Source organism: Gardnerella massiliensis (genome assembly GCF_003408845.1).
Taxonomy (GTDB): domain Bacteria; phylum Actinomycetota; class Actinomycetes; order Actinomycetales; family Bifidobacteriaceae; genus Bifidobacterium; species Bifidobacterium vaginale_H.
In genome coordinates, this window is the sequence record NZ_LRTV01000008.1 from 32,614 (window position 1) to 54,491 (window position 21,878).

The following is a 21,878-nucleotide window of genomic DNA, read 5'->3' on the forward strand; positions in this document are numbered from 1 at the left end:
TGAGGTCTATTGTTGTTGCGTTTGCGAAGTGTCTTGTTTGTGCATAGAGATGAGATTAACTTGAGAGTTTTGCGTGCGCCATAGTGCGTTAAAAAGTTGTGGATATGTGTATGCAAGTACTAGCACTGTCCGCGCTGAACAAGATAATATTGGGCTATGAGTCATATTTTGGTGAATGTTGCTTGGCCGTATGCTAACGGCCCTCGTCATATTGGTCACGTTGCTGGATTTGGAGTTCCTTCAGACGTGTATGCGCGCTACGAGCGCATGAAAGGCAATGACGTATTAATGGTGTCGGGTACGGATGAACACGGCACGCCGATTTTGGTTGAGGCAGATAAAGAAGGTGTGAGTGCGCAGGAGCTTGCGAACCGTTATAATCGCGTGATTACTAAAGATTTGTGCGATTTGGGCTTGAGCTACGATTTGTTTACGCGCACAACTACCGCAAATCACGAACATGTTGTGCAGGAGATGTTCCGACAGTGTTTGAAGAACGGTTATATTTATAAGGGTACGCAGAAGGTTGCTATTTCTCCTTCCACTGGACGCACTTTGCCGGATCGCTATATCGAAGGTACATGCCCGTTGTGTGGCGCGGATGGCGCTCGCGGCGACCAGTGTGATGCGTGTGGCAATGAGCTTGATCCTGATGAATTGATTAACCCAATTTCTAAGATTAATGGTGAAACGCCTCGTTTTGAAGAAACTGAGCATTATTTCCTCGATTTGCCGGCGTTGGCTGAAGCAAATGTTAATTGGCTTCGTTCTCGTGACGGCTGGCGCACAAACGTTATTAATTTCTCGCTTGGTTTGTTTAAGGAAGTAAAACCGCGTGCTATTACGCGCGATATCGACTGGGGTATTCCGGTTCCTGTGGAAGGTTGGGTTGATAATCCAAATAAGCGTTTGTACGTGTGGTTTGATGCGGTAATCGGTTACTTGTCTGCGTCTATCGAATGGGCGCGTCGCCAAGGTAAGCCGGATGCTTGGCGCGACTGGTGGTGTGATCCTAAGTCTCCTGGCTACTACTTTATGGGTAAAGATAATATTACTTTCCATTCTCAGATTTGGCCTTCGGAAATGCTCGCCTATAACGGAGCAGGCTCTAAGGGCGGCGAGGCAGGCGTTTATGGCCCGCTTAATATGCCGGAGCAGGTTGTGGCTTCTGAGTTCATGACTATGGAAGGTAAGAAGTTTAGTTCTTCGCGTGGCATTGTGATTTATGTGAAGGATATTTTGGCTCGTTACCCTGTGGATGCGGTTCGCTATTACATTTCTATTGCAGGTCCGGAAAATTCCGACGCCGATTTTACTTGGTCTGAGTTTGCTCGTCACAATAATGAGGAGCTTGCCGCAAGTTGGGGTAATCTTGTCAACCGCGTAGCAAATCTTATTAACAAGAATTTTGGTGTTATTCCTCCACTTGATGAAGATTCGATGACTGCTATGGATCGTGCTTTGCTCGATCAGACTTCTGACGCTTTTGCTTTGGTTGGCGGTTTGATTGAGCGTCACCATCAGAAGAATGCTCTTACTGAAGCTATGCGTGTGGTTGCGGATATTAATAAATATATTTCCGCTACCGAGCCTTGGAAGATTAAGGATGATGAAGCGCGCCTAGGAACCGTACTGCATGTTGCGGCCCAAGCTGTGTCGGATGCTAATCACTTGCTTGCTCCATTCTTGCCTCATTCTGCGCAAAAGGTCTGGGAAGCGCTTGGTGGTACTGGTGTGTTCTCCCCGTTACCTCGTATTGAGGAAGTAGAGGATTTGGATAATCCGGACTTTAAGTATCCGATTATTACTGGTGATTATCGTTTGGGTGAGACGGTGCATCCTTGGGAGAGTGAAGAGTTGGTTGCTGGCACGCCTGTGCCGAAGCCAACGCCTATTTTTGCGAAGATTCCTAAGGAAGCTGTGGATGAAGAGCTTGAGCGTTTTGCTTCTGCGTTGGCTGAACGTCAGCGTGCTGAAGCTGAACGTTTAGCTGCGGCAAAAAAATCTTTGGAAAATAGTGGGGAATAGGTTGAAAAATTTAGCTAAATTGTCGTAGTATAGTAAAAATAGCGGTTGTTTTCTTATTGGAAAATATTTTAAGGAAATTTTAAGGAAAAACCTCTTTTCTTTGAACGAATGTTTAGCTATACTAACAAATGTTAATGGTTCGCCATTAGCGAGGTTCGTTCGCGAACCCCATAATTGAAACCTTCTTCTCTCTTTCTCTCTGCCCCGGCGGGTTTTCTTCCCCGCCGGGCTTCTTTTTATAGTTTGCGCGACGACCTGCTTGAGCGCGCGCTGTGCTGCGCTCAAGCAGGTCGTCGCGCAAACCCGAGGAATTTTCCGGCAAATGTTCCACAAAACCGCCAAAACAGCAACAAACGCCGGAGAAAAATCTCCCGCAAATGTTCCTGTAGCTTTGCAGTATTGCTTCTGCGAACAGTGAGTATTTGTTGATTAGTGGGCTTTAACAGTATTGCTCCGCGGACGTTGAGTATTTATTGCCTAGAGAACACTAGCGTCCGTGCTGAGAAAAGACACGCTCGCGCGGGTAACGCGCTCGCTACTGAGCTTGCGTTGAAAGCACACCGTGCTTTCAACTTGAGCAAGCTCACGCTCCGAGTTGCTTTCGCGCGCGCAATGCTGCGCGAAAGCAGGTCGTCGCGCCTGCGATGCTGAAAACTTTCGAGGCTCATAAGAGTAACTATTTACGTCGCGCAGCCAAACACCAGCCAAAACAGCTACAAAACCCAGTTAAAGCTCCCGCAAATGTTCCAAAAAGCGCAAACAAAAGCGCAAACAAAAGCGCAAACAAAAAGCGCAGACTGCAAAAAGCAATCTGCGCTTATATAGTTACGTAATACTTACATAGTTACGTAATACTTAAATTTAGTTGCAACGCCTTGAAAGCGGAGCCCACGGATCAAGCATCACTGGTTCTTGCTCTAAGACGGCAAGAGTTGCTTCATCGAGGTACTTCTTATTGATGATTACTTCGGTAACGTAGCGGTCGAACCATTCTGCAGAACCAACGTAGTATCCGTCGTCGCCGTTTTCCTTGCCCCAGCTGTTCTCAATCTTCCAGCGATCTGGCTCGCCAGCTTCGTTGAGGTTTACGCCGGTGAAGGTCATGGCGTGGTTGCCTAAGCAATCCATGTATTCCAATCCCTTTGCCTTATCAAACGTGAATTCGACGTCAAAGAGCTGGTCTACGCGCACAACTGCAGGATCGAAGAAGCCGCTGTCACGCAAGGAGAATTGCGTGCAATCGCATGCAAACCAAATTGGGTGACCGTCGCTGAGCTGCGCTACGGCTGCTTTGCGGAACACTTCGAGAGGAACGTTCACAAATTCCAGCTCATCAGTTTCAGCAACATTGGTGCTGTACTTGAGTTGATAGAGCTTGTTGAAAGGAGTTCGCTTCATAGGGGAGTTGCACAACGTTACGAAATCGTTTACGTCAACTGGCACATATTTCTTGACAAACTCGAGTGGAGTGATGCCGTATTCGCGAATCATTGGACGCTCATCTTTGCCAGTCTTTGGCTTTTCGTCCTTCTTTTCTTCGCCAGCTTGTTCGCCGCCCTTATTTTCTTCCTTCTTTTCGTCCTTCTTGTCGTCATCGTCTTTAGTGCGTGCGAAGAAGTCGAACTTTGCTGGAGGCTCGCCGAGCGCAATAGTTGTCATGCGATAAACGGTTTCCAAATCGCGGACTTTCATTTCGCGCAATTCTTCCAAAGAGGAGCCGTTCTTATGAGCTTCGCGCAACTCGCATGCAAACTCGCGCAACTTGGTATTGATGTACTGCACGAAGGCATCGGAATCGGTTGCGTTCTGTGAATCTGGGTACACGCTCTTTGGTACGAGTCCGTACTTGTTTACCAAGTTGACGAACATCTGCCACCAACCGCCGTCGTCGATTGGGCCGTAGTTAATGCATTCAAAAACTCGACTATCAATTGGCTCGTCCAAAGTTGCCAACACGTTTTCCAAATAAGCGTTTGCTTTTTCAATCTTGTCCCAGAAGAACAGATAGCTTTCTGAAAACTCAAAGTCTTCCAAGTTCCACTTGTGCATTAATTCGTAACGCAAAGTGTTAAGAGATGCGAACATCCAGCAGCGGCCGGAGTGCTGTTGGTTGGTGATGCTTCCTTGCTTTAATTCCACGGAGAAATCGCGTGGCAAGGCGCGCTTACCTTGGTAGCTGGTGGCAGCTTTAAGTACACCATTGCTAACCGCTGCGTTTGCGGCAAGGAGATTAGCTCGTTGTTCGTTGAAGTGCTTGGAATATGTTTGTACGTGTTCGAGGGTTACGGCTTTTACGTTTTCGGCCATGGGTCTTCTTTATCTCCTTTACGGTTTGTAATACGAATAACAGTCATTGTAGCTGTTGCAATGTCATGTGCGTGTTTCTTGTTTGTGCCTATTTCCGGCATTTATAAGAATAATATTAAATATTTTTATAAAAGTGTAATTTTTCCGTTAAATATTTTGTTTTTGTAATTATATTCTGAATTTATTATATTTAGAAATAATGCGTATTTTTAGTTTGAAAAATAAAAATTTTGTTAAATATAATTTGTGTTTTTGCGAAATGTTATGCCGCAGAATCCTTGATATTATGCGTTTTCGTACTATGTTTATAACGTACTTACCGCTTGCACAAGTGTGCAATATAGTATTAGTTTTGCCAAAAAACATGTTACAAAAATATTTTCTGTTTGGGCGTTTGTACATAGCTTGGCTAAAAATATACTAATTATGTGTCCCGGGTTGATGAGGGTCAATCCAAGCGCGCCCTTTTGAAGGGGAACGATGGACTAAGACGGTACTGCTATAAATCGCCAGGTTTGTGGTACCGATTGGAGGTAAACAATGGTTAGGCGTAGAAAAGAGTCACAATGATACGATACATCGTTAAACGATGCCTGAATTATGTTGTGATGTTATTTGTATCCGTTTCCATGACGTATTTCTTGGCAAGTGCGTTTATGGACCCGCGTTCAAATTATATGTCTCGGCATCCGCATCCACCTATTGCATCAATCAATCGTTCGTTGGATTTGGCAAATATTAATGACCAGACTCCTGTGTTTACGCGTTACTGCCGTTGGCTTACTGGCGTTCTTACTCGCTGGGATTGGGGTTTAAGCCCTGAGCAGGCTCCAGTCGGTCCAGCAATTGCGACCCGTATTGGTGCATCGGTTCAATTGGTAACTTGTGCAACTGTTCTTGGTATCGTTTTCGGTGTTAGCGTCGGCGTTTACACTGCTATCCGCCAATATAAGTGGCAGGATCGCGTGCTTAACTCTATTGCTACTTTCTTGCTTGTTGTTCCGGCTGCTGTGTTTGGTTTGTTGATTGTTCTCGCAGCCATCAGTATTAACAATGCTGCTGGTTCGCGCTTGTTCTACGTCACCGGTTTGCACTCGTATCAAGGTTCTAACCCATTTGCCTTTATTTTTGATTTCTTGCAGCATTTGATTTTGCCAACGATTGTTATGACAGTTCCTGGCATGGTTGGATATCATTTGACGCAGCGCACGTACTTGCTTGATACTATGAATGCTGATTATGTGCGCACTGCTCGCGCGAAGGGTTTGCCTTTGAATTTGGCAATTCGTCGTCACGCCTTGCGTACTTCGTTAATTCCAACTGCTGTTGATGTTGCCTTCTCCATTGCAGGCGTGTTTACTGGCGCAGTTATTACTGAAACCGTGTTCGCAATTAACGGTTTGGGTAGTTACTTTGTGCAGACTATTTCCAATAACGATATCAATGGTTCTGTTGCTATTGCTGCATTCGGTGCTGTGTGCACTTTGGTAGGTGCCTTGCTTGCAGATATCTTCTCTGCTTGGCTTGATCCGCGTATTCGTTTGAACTAATTGCAGAACAGTGTAGGTGACATTGATATGACTATGAAAAATGTATCTTCAAAACCTCAAGAGTCTGCTGCAGATAAAAAGGCTACTGCTGGAGCTTGGGGCAACTTTAAGCGTACTGGCAAACTGACGTTGTACACGCGTCGTTTCTTCCGTCGTCCGTCGGCGGTTGTGGGCTTGGTTTTGCTGGTTATTCTTATTCTTTTCGCACTATTTGGTGCCAAGGTTAGCAAGTGGGGTTATGACGAGCCTGATTTTACGGCTCTTGCCACTCCTCCTTCCGCTGAACATTGGCTTGGAACCACGCCTGGCGGTTCTGACATGTATGCGATGGTTGTGCGCGGCTTAGGTCGTTCTCTTTCTATCGGTATTGTTAGCTCAATTTCTATTACGATTATTGCAGCTTTGGTTGGTACTGCTATTTCCTACTTTGAAGGTTGGTTTGAGCAGGTTGGCATGTGGATTTTGGACATGCTTCTTATTGTTCCTTCCTTCTTGCTTATTGCTTTAATCGTGAGCTCTTCGACTAACGGCAACGATTGGTTATGGCTTGCGTTTGGTATGACTTCCTTTGGTTGGATTGGTTATGCTCGTACGCTTCGTACGCTGACGCTAAGCTTGCGCGAACGCGAATATGTGCGTGCAGCTAAGTTCGAGGGCGTTTCTTCCTTCCGTATTATTGTGCGCCACTTGGTTCCAAACCTGGGTTCTGTGTTGATTATTAACACGGTGCTCGGTGTTATTGGTGCTATTAATGGTGAAACTGCTTTGAGCTTCTTGGGTCTTGGTATTAAGGCTCCGGATACTTCGTTGGGTACGTTGCTCAATGTTGGCCAGAGTAGTGTTATGACCTCTCCGTGGGTTCTTTTGGTTCCATCTGCCGTGTTAGTTGTTTTGACTTTCTCTGTGCAGCTTATTGGTGATGGTCTTCGCGATGCGATTGATCCATATTCTAGGTCTGCTGGTAAGGCCGAGTAAGGCTTGTTGGAGGTATAAACATGACTGATATGGTGAATGACGCAATGAAGGAAGATGCCACGATGGAAGATCAAAACAACGAACCGTTGCTTTCTGTACGCGACTTGCAAGTTAGCTTTGCTTCTGAAGCTGGCATTGTGCACGCTGTGCGTGGCATGAATTTTGATTTGTACCGCGGCAAAACGATTGGCATCGTTGGCGAGTCCGGTTCCGGTAAGTCGGTTACTTCTTTGGCTGTGATGGGCTTGCTAGATAAGAACGCTAGCGTTAAAGGTTCGGTTAAGTATAAGGGCGAGGAGCTTCTTACTAAAACTGATCTTGAGATGAGTAAGATTCGTGGCAAGAATATTGCTATGGTCTTCCAGGATCCTCTTTCTGCTTTGACGCCAGTGTTTTCTATTGGCGATCAGTTGAAGGAAGCTTTGGTAACTCATAACCCGGATATGAGTGAAGAGCGGATTCGTGAGCGTTCTATTGAATTGCTTAATTTGGTTGGTATTACTAAGCCAGCTGAGCGTTTGAAGGCTTTTCCTCACGAGTTTTCCGGCGGTATGCGTCAGCGCGTAATGATTGCTATGGCGATTGCTAACAATCCGGATATTATTATTGCTGATGAGCCTACTACCGCCTTGGATGTGACTATTCAGGCTCAGGTTTTGGATGTGTTGAAGAAAGCTCAGCGCGAAACCGGTGCTGCAATGATCTTCATTACTCACGATTTAGGTGTGATTGCTGGCGTTGCCGATGAGGTTATTGTCATGTATGCAGGCCATTTGGTTGAGCATAATAGCGTTGAAGAGATTTTTGCTAATCCAACTCAGCCTTATACGATTGGTTTGTTGGGTGCTGTCCCTCGCGTCGATCAGAAGCGCACTCGTCGTTTGACCCCAATCTCTAAGCCGACTATGGATATGTTGATTGCTAAGGAGAACAGTGGCGACGACAGTACCATGATTGGGCTTGAAGCTGAAAGTGAAACGGTTCGCGCTTTGCTTCATGCTGAGACTGAAAAACCGATTAAGCCTATGTTCGAGGGCATTCCTCGCGAGCAGCGTAAAGTTGTTTTGGATGTTAAGGGATTAGTTAAGACCTTCCCGATTACAGGTGGCGGTTTCTTGCGACGAAAGATCGGCGAGGTTCGTGCTGTAGATGGCATTGACCTTGAGATTCGCGAAGGCGAGACCGTTGCTTTGGTTGGTGAGTCCGGTTCTGGTAAGTCCACGACTTTGATGGAAATTATGAGCTTAAAGAAGCCAGAAGCTGGTTCTATTACCGTTTTTGGTACCGAGCTTAACGATAAGTTGACGCGCGAGCAGCGTCGTGAGCTTCGTTCTAAGATTCAGTACGTGTTCCAGGACCCTATGAGCTCGCTTGATCCTCGTATGCTTGTTTACGATATTTTGGCAGAGCCTTTGTTGGTTCAGCATAAGACGAAAGAGGAAATTCGTCAGCGTATTGCTGAACTTATGCAGTTGGTTGAGTTGAATCCAGATCAGGTTGATCGATTCCCAACGCAGTTCTCGGGCGGTCAGCGTCAGCGTATTGCTATTGCTCGTGCTTTGGCTGTGAATCCTAAGCTGTTGCTTCTCGACGAGCCTGTTTCGGCTTTGGATGTTTCCATCCAAGCTGGCATTATCAACTTGCTTGAAGATTTGCAGGATAAGTTGGGTGTTGCTTACTTGTTCGTTGCTCACAACATGGCTGTGGTTCGTCACATTTCTAGTCGTATTGCTGTTATGTATCACGGTCGAATTGTTGAAGCTGGCGAAACGGATGAGGTGTTTGACAATCCTAAGCATCCGTACACGCAGGCTTTGATTAGTGCTGTGCCAATTCCAGATCCTACGATTGAGAAGAACCGTAAGCGCATTATTCTTTCGGAAGAAGATACGTTTGACGATGTTAAGTAGTTATTGCTTGGTTGCAGCCTGAGTTTTGCGGGTTGTTTCTGATTGAATAACGTTGCATTATCGCGCATGTTTATTACAACATGCGCGATTTTTGTTGCGTAACATAAAATTAAAAAACGTAAGATATTTTGTTTTTCAGCGAAAATAAACTAAAAAATTTTCTGTTTTGCTCATTCTTGATAATAAATTATTCTTTTTTGCCCAATTTTAATAAAGTCAAAAAAGAAAAAATTAATATTTTGTGAAAACAATTTGTCGAATGTCATAGAGTTGTATATACTCATACAACATACCGGAAGACGGACATCATCCGGGGAATGAGAGGAATCATGAAAAAAACTAATGCAGGTAAATTAACCGTATTTGCTGCAGCTGCACTTTCTGTTGCAATGCTGCTCGGCGCTTGCGGTGGTGCTCCTACTGCTTCTAACAACAACAATGCCGCTGGCAATAAGGCAGGTATGACAGAAGAACCAGCCGCAGGTGTGGATACTTCCTACACTGGCGCTCTTCCAATGCCTAAGGTTGACAAGCGCTACGACAACCCACAGCCTCGTGAAAATATTAAGGATGGCGGTACTTATACGTTCTCGCTTTCCGACATGGGTCCAAACTGGAACTACGCTTCTAACGATGGCAACACTGCTTACATGGGTACTTTGTGGGGCTTCTACCAGCCATCGCTTTCTTATTACGACACTGTTAAGGGCGAGAAGGTTAAGTACAACCCTGACTACATCACTTCCGTTAAGAAGGTTAGCGACAAGCCACTCGTGGTTCAGTACAATTTGAACCCAAAGGCTAAGTGGAACGATGGTACAGACATCGATTACACTGCTTTCAAGGCTACTTGGGAAGCCATGAATGGCAAGAACGAAGCCTACTCTGTGCCATCTCACGAAGGCTATGACTGCATTGAGTCCGTTGAGCAGGGTGCAACTCCTAAGCAAGTAATCGTTAAGTACGATAAGCCATGCGCAACTTGGGAATTGCTTTTCGCTCCATTGGTTCATCCAAAGGCAACTGATCCAACGGTATTCAACCAGGGTTGGGTAAATAATCCTCACAACGAGTGGGGTGCAGGTCCATTCGAGATTCAGTCTGCAACCGAAGACCAGGTTGTTTTCGTGCGCAATCCAAAGTGGTGGGGCAAGAAGGCAAAGCTTGACAAGGTTGTTGTAAAGCGTATGGAAGATACCGCTGCAATGAACGCCTTCCAGAACGGCGAAATCGATTCCGTGGATTCCATCTCCACCAAGGATAAGATCAAGGCCGCTCGTAGCGTTAAGGGCGCTCAGCTCCGTTACGGCTACAGCACCAAGATTCGTGTTATTAACTTAAACGCAAAGGCTGGCGCATTCAAGGATAAGGCAGTTCGTAAGGCTGTTGTTCAGGCATTCGACGTTGCTACCTACAACAAGATTCAGTTCCAGGGCATGAACTGGAAGAGCGAGCAGCCAGGTTCTGAGCTTCTCTCCATGTTCCAGGCTGGCTACAAGAACAACCTTCCAGCTGATGGTAAGTTCAACGTAGAAAACGCTAAGAAGACTCTTGAAGCTGCTGGCTACAAGATGGGTAAGGACGGCTACTACGCTAAGAATGGTAAGACTGTTCAGTTCTCATTCACCTTCTTCGGCGACGACTCCACTCAGGCAGCTCTTGCTAACGCATTCCAGGCCATGATGAAGAAGGCTGGCATGAAGTGCAAGACTGTAAACAAGCCTGCATCTAAGTTCTCTAAGACTGTAAGCTCCTTCGACTTCCAGGTGCTTCCAATGGCTTGGGTTTCCCCATCTCCATTGAGCTTCTTGGCAGCCGCTTCCCAGGTCTACGGTTCTAAGAGCGATTCCAACTTTACTGGCACTGGCAGCAAGAAGATTGATGCCCTGCTTGCCAAGGTTGGTAAGACTTACGATTACAAGGAACAGACTGCATTGGCCAACAAGGGTGAGTCCATGGCTTTCGCCGAGTATGGTACACTCCCAGTTTCTGCTCCTCCAACCTATCAGGCATACAAGAAGGGCTTCGCTAACGGCGGTCCTGCTGGATATGCTAACGTTTTTGTTGAAAACATTGGTTGGCAGAAGTGAGTAAATTTGTAGCGATAACTCGCGCAAGTTTACTAAGCTGATTGCTTAACTTACAGCATGTGGCGTGTGGTCTTTTGGCTGCACGCCACATGCTTTTGTGCTTTGACTGAGCTTGAAATCAACAGGATTTCAAGCTCCTTCAAAGCGTGATTTGGCTCAATTGTGAAGCACGGTGTGCTTCACATGCCAAATCAGCCGAACGGCTATGCCGTGAGGAATAAGCGCTCGCTACGAAACTCGCGCCACGCCAAACAAGAGCTGTCGATTAAACTATAAATTTAAGATTGAGTTTCAAAAAGCAAAATAGTAAACAAAGGAGCACTCGGCGCATGTATGTCAACCCAAATCAACGCAAAGACGCGAATAACGTGCGCTGGGTATTGCAATATTGCAAGCCAGATATGTGGAGAGTAGGCGTATCGCTTATACTTTTTACAATTAACGACACAATGGCAATGACAATGCCATTGCTTTCGGGTTTTATAGTCGACAAAATCATTATTGGCAAACAGCATAATCTACTTATAAGCGTATGCGTTCTCATGGTTGCAATGATGATTATTCGCGTAGGCTCAAGATATATTTACCAGCTTCAAATGGAAAGATTCGGCCAAAACGCTGTGTACCGCCTCGTAAGCGACGAGTATGAAAAGTTGCACTCTTTAGATTTTACGTACTTTAATCACACGCGCACAGGCGATATTATGAGCCGAATGACGTCGGATACGGATGCGATTCGCCATATTCTAAGCTGGGTGTCTTATATGGCGCTGGATTGCTTAGTAATGTTTGTGCTTGCGTTAGTAATAATGTTTTCAATCCAATGGCAGCTTGCTTTAGCGCTTATGTCAATAACGCCATTCTTGTTCCTGCTCGCAAGAATTATGGGCAAAAAAGCTAGGCCAAAATTCCTTGCAATTCGCGAATCTTTCGCACGCATGAACTCAATGGTAGAAGAAAATATTGAAGGAAACCGCGTGGTAAAAGCCTTCGTGCGCGAGGCTTACGAAACCAAAAAATTCGACGAATGTAACGAAGACTACTTTAAACGAAATATTACGCTTGCAAAAAACACGCAAAAATACATGCCGTGGCTAGACGGCATGGGATTTGTGCTAGAGCTTATAACCGTAGGCTTCGGCGGATGGCTCGTGCTAAACGGCAGCATGACATTAGGCACATTCGTTACTTTTAACAGCTTCCTTTGGATGCTTAATATGCCTGTTAGAATGGTTGGCTGGCTTATTAACGACTGGCAGCGTTTTAATGCAGGATGCGTTAATATTCGCAAGCTTCTTACGCAAGAATCGCATATTAATCTTCCAAAAGAAGCGGACGCAAGCGTAAAAATCAAAGGCGAAATCACTTTTGAGCATGTTGATTTTGCATTCCCGGACGATCAAGACTCGCCAATCTTAAAAAATATTGATTTACGCGTTCCTGCCGGAAGCAAACTGGGCATTCTTGGCGAAACGGGAGCTGGAAAATCAACTCTTGTAAGTCTTATCGCAAGATTCTACGATCCATCGAGTGGGCGCGTTTTAATCGACGGAAAAGACGTGCGCGAATGGCCGCTAGAAACTTTAAGAAACGAAGTCAGCATAGTAGCGCAGGAAACTTTCCTATTTTCGGACACGATTGCAGGAAATATTGGCTTTGGTTTGCTTCAAAATAAAGAAAATTGCAAAGAATTAGACGATACGATTCGCAGAATGGCAAGAATTGCAGCAGCTGACGATTTTATTATGAGTATGCCAGAAGGCTACGAAACAGTAGTAGGAGAGCGCGGAGTCGGACTTTCCGGAGGGCAAAAACAGAGGCTTAGCTTAGCTCGCGCTTTAGCAAATAACCCAGCAATCTTAATTATGGACGACACAACTTCGGCTGTAGACATGGAAACAGAAGAACATATTCAGCAGGAGCTAAAGAAACTCGACGGCACGCGCACCGTAATCACTATTGCGCACAGAATCTCATCCGTAAAAGATGCAGACATGATTGTTGTGCTAGATCACGGCAAAATCGTCGAACGTGGCACGCACGCAGAACTTGTGGCAGCGCACGGAAGGTACTGGGAGATTTACAGAAAGCAGCTGGGATTGCAAAGCGGCAAGTCCGCAGGATTCGAAACGAAGGGGGAGTAGGCATGGCGCAACGAAACACTTATCGCGAAGACGAAGAACAAGAAGAGCATGTGAACGTGCATGAGCTTATGCGCGTTAAAAAATACATGAAACCGTACGCAACTAAACTCCTGCTCGTAATTCTGGTAGTTATAAGCGGCAGCATAATTATGACGGCAATGCCAATGATCACAAAAATGCTAATCGACGTAGTATTGCCGCATAAAAACTACACGTACCTGTACGCAATTATTGCGGTTTTTATGGTGCTTATTGTGCTGTACGAGCTGGGATTAGCGTACAGAACGCTTGCAATTACGCGCCTCGGCCAAATGATGATTAGAGATATGCGTCGCGATATTTTTACGCACGTGCAATCGCTATCTTTTGATTATTTTGATTCGCGTCCGCACGGAAAGATTCTGATTCGCATAGTAAACTACATAAACACGCTTTCGGACACGCTTTCTTCGGGATTTATTAACGTATTCTCCGACGTTTTTGTGCTGATTATTACACTAATAACAATGTTCGTTATAGATTGGCGAATGGCGTTGTGGAGCCTGGTGCTATTCCCAATATTTATAATTTGGACGCGCACTTTGCAAATTTTGCAACGAAAAGCGTCTAAAAAACTATCGAATAAGCAAAGTAATTTAAACGCGTACTTGCACGAATCAATCGCAGGCGTAAAAACAACGCAAACTTTTGCTAGAGAATCCGTGGCATACAAAACTTTCCAAGAACAGCAATCAGAAGTAAGAAGCGCTTGGATGCGAAACGTTAGGGTTCAAATGCTGCTTTGGCCGGGAGCTTCAATCATTGAAACCGCAGCAATATCGCTGCTCTACTACGTTGGAGTGTCGAACCTAGGCGGAATGAACGTGAGCACAGGCACGCTTATAGCGTTCGTATGGTATTCGACTACCTTCTGGGATCCGGTAGTAAATATTGGAAACTTTTACACGCAATTGGTAACTTGTTCGGTATATCTTGAGCGAATTTTTGAAACTTTGAGAATTAAGCCAAATATTGTAGATAAGCCGGACGCTAAAGAATTGCCGCAAATTCGTGGAAAAGTCGACGTAAACGACGTTGTATTCCGTTATGAAGAAGGCGGAAGGCCGATTTTAAACCTGGTTGATTTGCATGTGCAGCCTGGGCAAACAGTTGCTTTAGTGGGGCCGACGGGCGCCGGAAAAACGACGCTAGTAAACCTTCTATCCAGATTCTACGATGTTTCAGAAGGATCCATTACCATCGACGGGCACGATGTGCGCTCAGTAACCTTAAACTCACTTCGCAAACAAATGGGCGTAATGCTGCAAGACAGCTTTATTTTCAGCGGAACTGTGCGCGAAAACATTCGTTACGGAAAACTTGACGCAACTGACGAAGAAATCGAGGCTGCAGCTCGAACTGTTCACGCGCACGAATTTATTGAAGACTTACCAAATGGATACGATACAGAAATTGAGGAGCGAGGTGCAACACTTTCCGCAGGACAAAGGCAACTTATATCGTTTGCGCGAGTGCTACTTGCGGACCCGCGAATCCTGATTCTCGACGAAGCAACCAGCAATATTGACACGCGTACGGAAGAAGCACTACAAGCTGGATTAGCTCAGCTACTTAAAAATCGCACGTCATTCGTAATCGCGCACAGATTATCAACTATTGAAAAAGCCAACTTAATCTGCGTAATTGACCACGGGCAAATAATAGAACGCGGTACGCACGCAGAACTCATGGCCACAAAAGGTGCCTACTATCGTCTTGTAGAATCGCAATATGCTGCAATTCGCCAATCGATTGAGTGAGATTGTAAATCAAAACGCAATTGATTGACTAAACTAGTACGTATGAGTAAACATCATCGCGAACATAATTGGGCGCCGGTTTTAACCACGCAATCTGCAGTATGGGAAAATCTAGTAAAAAACGGCGTAACAATTGCGGACGACCACACGCATATGCTCAGCGTCGTCGACTTTGCGCATAATCTCAATCAAGAATTAGCAGAAAAAGGGCGCGACTTAATAGTCGAGCCAACTCCGGACGATCTGGTTGAGCAAGCAAAATCCGCCGGCGTTTCCCACATGTTAGAAGTTGGCTGCGAATACCCAGATTGGGAACCAACTATTGCGTTTGCTTCTTCGCATGCGGATTCAGTTCGCGCAGCAATCGCAATACACCCAAACGAAGCAGTATTGCACGGGCACAGAGGCGCGCAAGGCCCAGACGGGCTGCCAATAACCTACAAGCCGTACCACGACATACCATTTGACGAAGCAATGCAACACCTGCGCTCGCTAGCTGTGACGCATCCGAAAGAAGTAGTAGCAATTGGCGAAACCGGCTTAGACTACTTTCGCACAGGAGAAGCGGCACGATCCGCACAACGCGAAGCCTTCCGCGACCATATTGCGCTCGCAAAAGAATTAAACTTACCCTTGCAAATACACGATCGCGACGCACACGAAGATATAGTGAAAATTTTATTGCAGGATGGCGCTCCGGAACGAACAGTATTTCACAGCTACGCAGGCGGCACGGATTTAGCCGAAATATTAAAAGAACACGGCTGGTACGCAAGTTTTTCCGGGACCATAGGCTACAAAGGCAACGAAGCGTTGCGTAAATCTGCACAAGTTATAGGCGAAAGTCACATAACTGTCGAAACCGACGCACCATACTTAACGCCAATGCCTTACCGCGGAAGGCCAAACGCACCTTATATGGTGCCGTACACTTTGGAAACACTTGCGGAAGTTCTGGACGTATCTTTAGAACACGCAGCTAAAGTGACGCGTGAAAATACGCGCAAAATTTACGGATTCTAAAATTACGGATTCTAAAAGTACGGATTCCAAAATTACGCCTAATCGGAACCCTTATTTTTCAACGATTTCGTAAGATTTTTGCACGATATAGCTATTATTGTATACAATATCCAAGTACGGAAATAAAACTGTGAAGGGACAAGGTTTATGCGGCTTCTTGTTGGCAGCAAGAAGAAACCTTACCTATGGAGGAACAATTCAGCATGACGAAGTCACGCATTGCTGCGCCGTCAACCGATGGCGCTAAGGATCCTCGCAACGGCGCGAAAGATTCCGAAAAAGGCTCTAAGGCTGCTATATTGCGAGCAGCGTCCTTTACGAAGGCACCGAAAGTCTCGCATAAAACAACAACCCGAGAAGAGCGTGAAGTTATAGCTCAACAGCAAGCGCAAGAAGTGAAAGAAGCGGAAAAACTTGTTGCTAGCGCTGTTCGAGGACCGTTAGGACGATGGTGGGCAAAAGTACAGACTAGCTCTGATCGTTTCACGCTCGGTATGGCAATTGTGGCACTTGGCGTCGTGTACGGCGATATTGGTACCTCGCCTTTGTATACCGCACAAACTTTTTTGGCGGGGCAAGGCGGATTGCAAAATATCAACAGTGAAGCCGTCTACGGTATGCTGTCGCTGCTTTTTTGGTCAATTACGCTTATCACTACAGTAAAATACGTGTTTGTTGCCATGCGAACTGACAACAAGGGCGAAGGCGGAATTTTTGCACTGTACTCGCTTTTGCGCAGAAAAGGTGCGTGGCTTGCCATACCTGCCATGATTGGTGGCGCTGCGTTTTTGGCAGATTCTGTGCTAACTCCAGCAGTTTCCATTTCTTCCGCAGTGGAAGGTTTGCGCACTATCGAAGCATTCCGACCAGTGTTCTTAGAAAATGAGAATTTAGCGCTGATGATTACGATTATTATCATCGTGCTGCTTTTTTCTGTGCAACAACGCGGTACTGAACGCATTGGTAAAGTATTCGGCATCGTTGTGATGATTTGGTTCGCCTTCCTTGCGTTAGTTGGCATTGTCAATATTGGCCAAGATTGGACGATATTTGAGGCGCTTAATCCAATCTACGGTTTGAAATTCCTGTTTAGCCCACACAATGTGCAGGGCTTAGCAGTGATGGGCGTTATCTTCCTTTCCACAACCGGTGCTGAAGCTTTGTACTCCGATATGGGTCATGTTGGTCGCGGAAACGTGTACGCAACGTGGCCGTTTATTAAAGTTGCTTTAGTACTCAACTATTTCGGCCAGGGCGCCTGGATGTTGCAGCACCAGAACGATAAAGCATTATGGTCGCTTGAAGGATTAAATCCGTTCTTCCAAATGCTTGAGCCTAACGTACGCTATGTGGCTGTTATTCTTTCTGTTACTGCGGGTATTATCGCCTCTCAAGCTTTGATTACTGGCGCTTATACCATGGTTTCGGAAGCAACTAGCCTCAACTGGATGCCGCACTTGCAGGTACGATATCCAGCGCGCACACGCGGACAGCTTTATATTCCTGTAGTAAACGTAGTACTTTGCGTTGCAACGCTTACTGTTCTTGCCGTGTTCCGTGATTCCGAACACATTTCCGGCGCATACGGTTTGGCTTTGACGCTTACCATGCTGGCAACGACTATTTTGCTTACCGTACACATGTGGTATCAAAAGAAGCGTCTTGGAGCGTTAATATTTGCCATAGTGTTCCTCATGATTGAATTCATGTTCTTTGTCGCTTCTATGGCAAAGTTTATGCACGGCGGCTGGTTTACGATGCTGCTTGGTTTTTCCATTTTGACAATTATGGTTACGTGGAAAGATGGCACAAAAATTGAGCGTTCGCAACGTTTGCACATGAAACCGAAAGATTTTCTTCCGGTACTTGACAAGTTGCACGGAGATTTCCGTATCCCTTATTTTGCCGACAATATTGTGTACTTAACGTCCGATCGTGAAATGAAGCGTCTTGATACTGGTATTTTCTTCTCAATCTTTGCAGACCATCCTAAGCGTGCACGCGCTTGGTGGGCTGTGTCAGTAGAGACTGATGACGCGCCGTTTACGCGAGAGTATTGCGTGGAAAATTTTGGTACGGATTATTTGTTCCGCGTAAAAATCAAGCTTGGATTTAAGGTGTCGCCTTCTATACCAGCTTATTTGCACCAAATTATGCATGATTTGTCGCACACGGGTGAGCTTCCGCGACAAAAATCGGTGTATCCTAAGGTGGATGCGGATCCGGATATTGGTCCGATTCGTTACGTGCTGTTGCACAAGGCTTTGATGCCGGAGTCGAATATTTCTGTGCGTGGCGCATTATCGCTGAAAATGAAGTATGCGATTCGACATATTGCGGGAACTCCGGTTAAGTGGTTTGGTTTGGCGCCGTACAATCCGATTGTGGAAGTGCAGCCACTGTTTGTTTCTACGCGTAGACCTCCGCGTTTGCAAAGGGAGGAATGTAGCCCTCGTGCTGTGCAATCTTTGCAAGGCGCTTCGGCAGCAGAAACGCCTGTTGATATGGTGAGTGATACTCGACCAACTGATGCGGAGCAGACTGCGGTAATGAACGCGCGCGATATTGCCGCTGCGAACGTGCTACTTGCTGACGAACAACTGGTGAATACGGGTAAAATTAATCCTGTATCGTTGAAGTTGCCGGCGAAGGCGGGTGATGCTCAGTCTTCGCAGTCTCGTGAGTCTTCGCAATCTTCTCAATCTCGTGAACTTCGTGAGGCGGAAGTAAGTCTTGATGCAGCGAACGTAACTCACGCTGTTGTGCAAGCCGTGGAAGATGCTGAACGTGCGGAAGAACCGGCGCAGGCTGCTGGTGGTGACGAGGCTGCTGGTCTTGGCGAGACTCGCTAATAAGCGAAACAGGATTGCACAGGATAGCTGGCTAATATGAGTGATAACGCGGTGTGTGGTGGCGCTGTTAGTGGTGACGCGGTGATGAATGAATCATTGTCGTTAACTCATTGCGATGCAATAAAACTTGCTGATATTCCTGATTTTGAGCAGGTTGAGCAGTTGCATCGCGATACTGCGCCTTCTCGCGCCGCTTACGATGTTATTCATGGGCATTGTGCTGTTATTGCAACTATTTCTTGGCAGATTGCGCATCACTGCAATATGTTATTAAATGCCAAATCTTGCGCTAATCCTATGGGTGCTGCTTTGCGTGAGCGCGCTCAGCTTGCACAGAAGTGTATGAGCGAACTTATCGGTGAGGCGTATCTTACGTTGCCTTCGGTTACAGGCGGTTCCGCTCCGTGCCAATATGTTGACGAGTATGCGGCTTTGGTTGGCGGTTTGATTCATGATATTGGCACTTATTTTGTGCTTGAGAAGGACGGGTCTAATAAGTTTGCTGGGGAATTGCGCTTTGATGGTCCACACTACATTTTGCATGGGTTGCGTGGTTATAACTATTTAGTTGAACGCGGTTTTAGTGAGGATATTGCTCAGTTTGCGCGTAATCATACTGGGGTTGGTTTAACGCGTGAGCAGGTTCTTTCGCAGAATCTTCCTTTGCCGGCGGCTGATTATATGCCTCGTACTCTTGAGCAAGAGATTGTGATGGTTGCGGATAAGTACAACAGCAAGTCGATTCCTCCGCGATTCTTAACTGTGGATTCTTACCGTCGCAAGGCTGCGCGATTTGGTGAAGATAATGCATTGCGGTGGATGCAGTTGGTTGAGAAGTATGGCGAGCCTGATATTGAGGCGTTGGCGAAGTGCTTCGGATTATCCGTTGACGCGTAAGCTTGTTGTTTTGGTTTATTGTTTTGGTTTGTTGCGTAAGTTTATAGCGCAGATTTGTTATTTTGGTTTGTTGCGTAAGTTTATAGCGTAAGTTTGTTTCGATTTATTTAACGTCGCATTTTTAGTTTCTTATTAATTGTTTATATATATATCTTCTGTGGTTTTTGTTTTTCCGCTTTTATTTCGTTTTTTACTTTATTCCTGTATTGGTTGTGTCTTTTTTGTTTTGATTTTACTTTGATTGTGTCTTTGTTGTTGTTTTGTTTGGGGGTGTGGGTTGTGAGATTAGTGCGACACTCCCGGGTTTTGTGTTTTTGGGGTTGTTTTTGGTTATTTTTTGTTGGTTTTGGGTTGGGTTGTTGGTTTGTTGTTGGTTTTTTCTCTGGTTTTTTACTGTTTTCGACACGCCGGTGTTTTGGCTTGTTTTCAATGGTTTTGGGGTGTTTGTTTTTGGTGGGTTTGCGTTTTAGCGTGGGTTGGTGTAAGTTTATCTCTTGCTGCTCAGCGCGGCTGGTTCTCCTCGGTTGAGGTTGATGGGCCGGCTGGTGTGGTGGTGGTTTGAGAACTCAAGAGCGTGTCTGTACTACTTATTAGTTAATTATTGCCAGTTCATTGCCTGCCTCACAGATTGTGGGGTGCCTGAGAGATGGTTAAATGGTGGTGAGGTTTTTGTTGGGATGTTCTTTCCTTAAAGAATGTCTCGTCTTTTTCTTATTTTTTGGAGCCTTATTTTGGCTCTTCATTGAATTTTTTCGTGGAGGGTTCGATTCTGGCTCAGGATGAACGCTGGCGGCGTGCTTAACACATGCAAGTCGAACGGGATCTGACCAGCTTGCTGGTTGGTGAGAGTGGCGAACGGGTGAGTAATGCGTGACCAACCTGCCCCATGCTCCAGAATAGCTCTTGGAAACGGGTGGTAATGCTGGATGCTCCAACTTGACGCATGTCTTGTTGGGAAAGTGTTTAGTGGCATGGGATGGGGTCGCGTCCTATCAGCTTGTAGGCGGGGTAATGGCCCACCTAGGCTTCGACGGGTAGCCGGCCTGAGAGGGCGGACGGCCACATTGGGACTGAGATACGGCCCAGACTCCTACGGGAGGCAGCAGTGGGGAATATTGCGCAATGGGGGAAACCCTGACGCAGCGACGCCGCGTGCGGGATGAAGGCCTTCGGGTTGTAAACCGCTTTTGATTGGGAGCAAGCTTTCGGGTGAGTGTACCTTTCGAATAAGCGCCGGCTAACTACGTGCCAGCAGCCGCGGTAATACGTAGGGCGCAAGCGTTATCCGGAATTATTGGGCGTAAAGAGCTTGTAGGCGGTTCGTCGCGTCTGGTGTGAAAGCCCATCGCTTAACGGTGGGTCTGCGCCGGGTACGGGCGGGCTAGAGTGCAGTAGGGGAGACTGGAATTCCCGGTGTAACGGTGGAATGTGTAGATATCGGGAAGAACACCAATGGCGAAGGCAGGTCTCTGGGCTGTTACTGACGCTGAGAAGCGAAAGCGTGGGGAGCGAACAGGATTAGATACCCTGGTAGTCCACGCCGTAAACGGTGGACGCTGGATGTGGGGCCCATTCCACGGGTTCCGTGTCGGAGCTAACGCGTTAAGCGTCCCGCCTGGGGAGTACGGCCGCAAGGCTAAAACTCAAAGAAATTGACGGGGGCCCGCACAAGCGGCGGAGCATGCGGATTAATTCGATGCAACGCGAAGAACCTTACCTGGGCTTGACATGTGCCTGTCGACTGCAGAGATGTGGTTTCCCTTCGGGGCAGGTTCACAGGTGGTGCATGGTCGTCGTCAGCTCGTGTCGTGAGATGTTGGGTTAAGTCCCGCAACGAGCGCAACCCTTGCCCTGTGTTGCCAGCGGGTTATGCCGGGAACTCACGGGGGACCGCCGGGGTTAACTCGGAGGAAGGTGGGGATGACGTCAGATCATCATGCCCCTTACGTCCAGGGCTTCACGCATGCTACAATGGCCAGTACAACGGGTTGCGACATGGTGACATGGAGCTAATCCCTTAAAACTGGTCTCAGTTCGGATCGTAGTCTGCAACTCGACTACGTGAAGGCGGAGTCGCTAGTAATCGCGAATCAGCAACGTCGCGGTGAATGCGTTCCCGGGCCTTGTACACACCGCCCGTCAAGTCATGAAAGTGGGCAGCACCCGAAGCCGGTGGCCTGACCTTTTTGGAGGGAGCCGTCTAAGGTGAGGCTCGTGATTGGGACTAAGTCGTAACAAGGTAGCCGTACCGGAAGGTGCGGCTGGATCACCTCCTTTCTACGGAGTTTTTGTGCACGCTCGGT

At 46.6% G+C, this 21,878-nt stretch carries 12 protein-coding genes and 1 rRNA gene; 12 read left to right on the plus strand and 1 reads right to left on the minus strand.

Annotation, left to right across the window (positions count from 1 at the left end):
• Window positions 1–156: 156 nt before the first annotated feature.
• Window positions 157–2,028, plus strand: a complete 1,872-nt coding sequence (metG, locus tag AXE77_RS04875) for a methionine--tRNA ligase (RefSeq protein ID WP_116712387.1) — start codon at window positions 157–159, stop codon at window positions 2,026–2,028.
• An 861-nt stretch (window positions 2,029–2,889) separates the two neighbouring features.
• Here the strand turns inward: metG and AXE77_RS04895 are convergent.
• Entirely contained in the window at window positions 2,890–4,335 is a 1,446-nt protein-coding gene (locus AXE77_RS04895) for a C1 family peptidase (protein ID WP_116712390.1), read from the minus strand.
• Between the two features lie 566 nt (window positions 4,336–4,901).
• Here AXE77_RS04895 and AXE77_RS04900 point away from each other — a divergent pair.
• The 11 genes from AXE77_RS04900 to AXE77_RS04950 all read left to right on the plus strand — a co-directional run bounded on the left by AXE77_RS04900 (window position 4,902) and on the right by AXE77_RS04950 (window position 21,852).
• Window positions 4,902–5,885, plus strand: coding sequence for an ABC transporter permease (locus AXE77_RS04900; RefSeq protein WP_165846076.1), 984 nt, complete (start codon window positions 4,902–4,904; stop codon window positions 5,883–5,885).
• Between the two features lie 27 nt (window positions 5,886–5,912).
• On the plus strand, window positions 5,913–6,860 hold the full coding sequence (locus tag AXE77_RS04905; RefSeq protein ID WP_116712392.1) for an ABC transporter permease: 948 nt from the start codon (window positions 5,913–5,915) through the stop codon (window positions 6,858–6,860).
• Between the two features lie 20 nt (window positions 6,861–6,880).
• Entirely contained in the window at window positions 6,881–8,770 is a 1,890-nt protein-coding gene (locus AXE77_RS04910; RefSeq protein WP_116712393.1) for an ABC transporter ATP-binding protein, read from the plus strand.
• A 329-nt stretch (window positions 8,771–9,099) separates the two neighbouring features.
• Window positions 9,100–10,860, plus strand: coding sequence for an ABC transporter family substrate-binding protein (locus tag AXE77_RS04915; protein ID WP_165846077.1), 1,761 nt, complete (start codon window positions 9,100–9,102; stop codon window positions 10,858–10,860).
• Window positions 10,861–11,189: 329 nt separating this feature from the next.
• Window positions 11,190–13,004, plus strand: a complete 1,815-nt coding sequence (locus AXE77_RS04920; RefSeq protein WP_116712395.1) for an ABC transporter ATP-binding protein — start codon at window positions 11,190–11,192, stop codon at window positions 13,002–13,004.
• 2 nt (window positions 13,005–13,006) lie between these two features.
• Window positions 13,007–14,803 (plus strand): ABC transporter ATP-binding protein, encoded by a 1,797-nt coding sequence (locus tag AXE77_RS04925; RefSeq protein WP_116712396.1) that lies wholly within the window; start codon window positions 13,007–13,009, stop codon window positions 14,801–14,803.
• Window positions 14,804–14,845: 42 nt separating this feature from the next.
• Window positions 14,846–15,826, plus strand: coding sequence for a TatD family hydrolase (locus AXE77_RS04930; RefSeq protein WP_116712397.1), 981 nt, complete (start codon window positions 14,846–14,848; stop codon window positions 15,824–15,826).
• A gap of 203 nt (window positions 15,827–16,029) precedes the next feature.
• Window positions 16,030–18,678, plus strand: coding sequence for a KUP/HAK/KT family potassium transporter (locus tag AXE77_RS04935; RefSeq protein ID WP_116712398.1), 2,649 nt, complete (start codon window positions 16,030–16,032; stop codon window positions 18,676–18,678).
• Between the two features lie 84 nt (window positions 18,679–18,762).
• A complete protein-coding gene (locus AXE77_RS04940) occupies window positions 18,763–19,575 on the plus strand; it encodes an HD domain-containing protein (protein ID WP_116712421.1) in 813 nt (270 codons plus the stop codon).
• 415 nt (window positions 19,576–19,990) lie between these two features.
• Entirely contained in the window at window positions 19,991–20,137 is a 147-nt protein-coding gene (locus tag AXE77_RS06880) for a hypothetical protein (RefSeq protein ID WP_162720529.1), read from the plus strand.
• Between the two features lie 189 nt (window positions 20,138–20,326).
• Window positions 20,327–21,852: ribosomal RNA gene (locus AXE77_RS04950) — 16S ribosomal RNA — on the plus strand.
• The last annotated feature ends 26 nt before the right edge of the window (window positions 21,853–21,878 follow it).

Bases quoted from the DNA above. Each gene is read 5' to 3' on its own strand.
- metG (WP_116712387.1), top strand. From the start codon at position 157: ATGAGTCATATTTTGGTGAATGTTGCTTGGCCGTATGCTAACGGCCCT.
- AXE77_RS04895 (WP_116712390.1), bottom strand. From the start codon at position 4,335: ATGGCCGAAAACGTAAAAGCCGTAACCCTCGAACACGTACAAACATAT.
- AXE77_RS04900 (WP_165846076.1), top strand. From the start codon at position 4,902: ATGATACGATACATCGTTAAACGATGCCTGAATTATGTTGTGATGTTA.
- AXE77_RS04905 (WP_116712392.1), top strand. From the start codon at position 5,913: ATGACTATGAAAAATGTATCTTCAAAACCTCAAGAGTCTGCTGCAGAT.
- AXE77_RS04910 (WP_116712393.1), top strand. From the start codon at position 6,881: ATGACTGATATGGTGAATGACGCAATGAAGGAAGATGCCACGATGGAA.
- AXE77_RS04915 (WP_165846077.1), top strand. From the start codon at position 9,100: ATGAAAAAAACTAATGCAGGTAAATTAACCGTATTTGCTGCAGCTGCA.
- AXE77_RS04920 (WP_116712395.1), top strand. From the start codon at position 11,190: ATGTATGTCAACCCAAATCAACGCAAAGACGCGAATAACGTGCGCTGG.
- AXE77_RS04925 (WP_116712396.1), top strand. From the start codon at position 13,007: ATGGCGCAACGAAACACTTATCGCGAAGACGAAGAACAAGAAGAGCAT.
- AXE77_RS04930 (WP_116712397.1), top strand. From the start codon at position 14,846: ATGAGTAAACATCATCGCGAACATAATTGGGCGCCGGTTTTAACCACG.
- AXE77_RS04935 (WP_116712398.1), top strand. From the start codon at position 16,030: ATGACGAAGTCACGCATTGCTGCGCCGTCAACCGATGGCGCTAAGGAT.
- AXE77_RS04940 (WP_116712421.1), top strand. From the start codon at position 18,763: ATGAATGAATCATTGTCGTTAACTCATTGCGATGCAATAAAACTTGCT.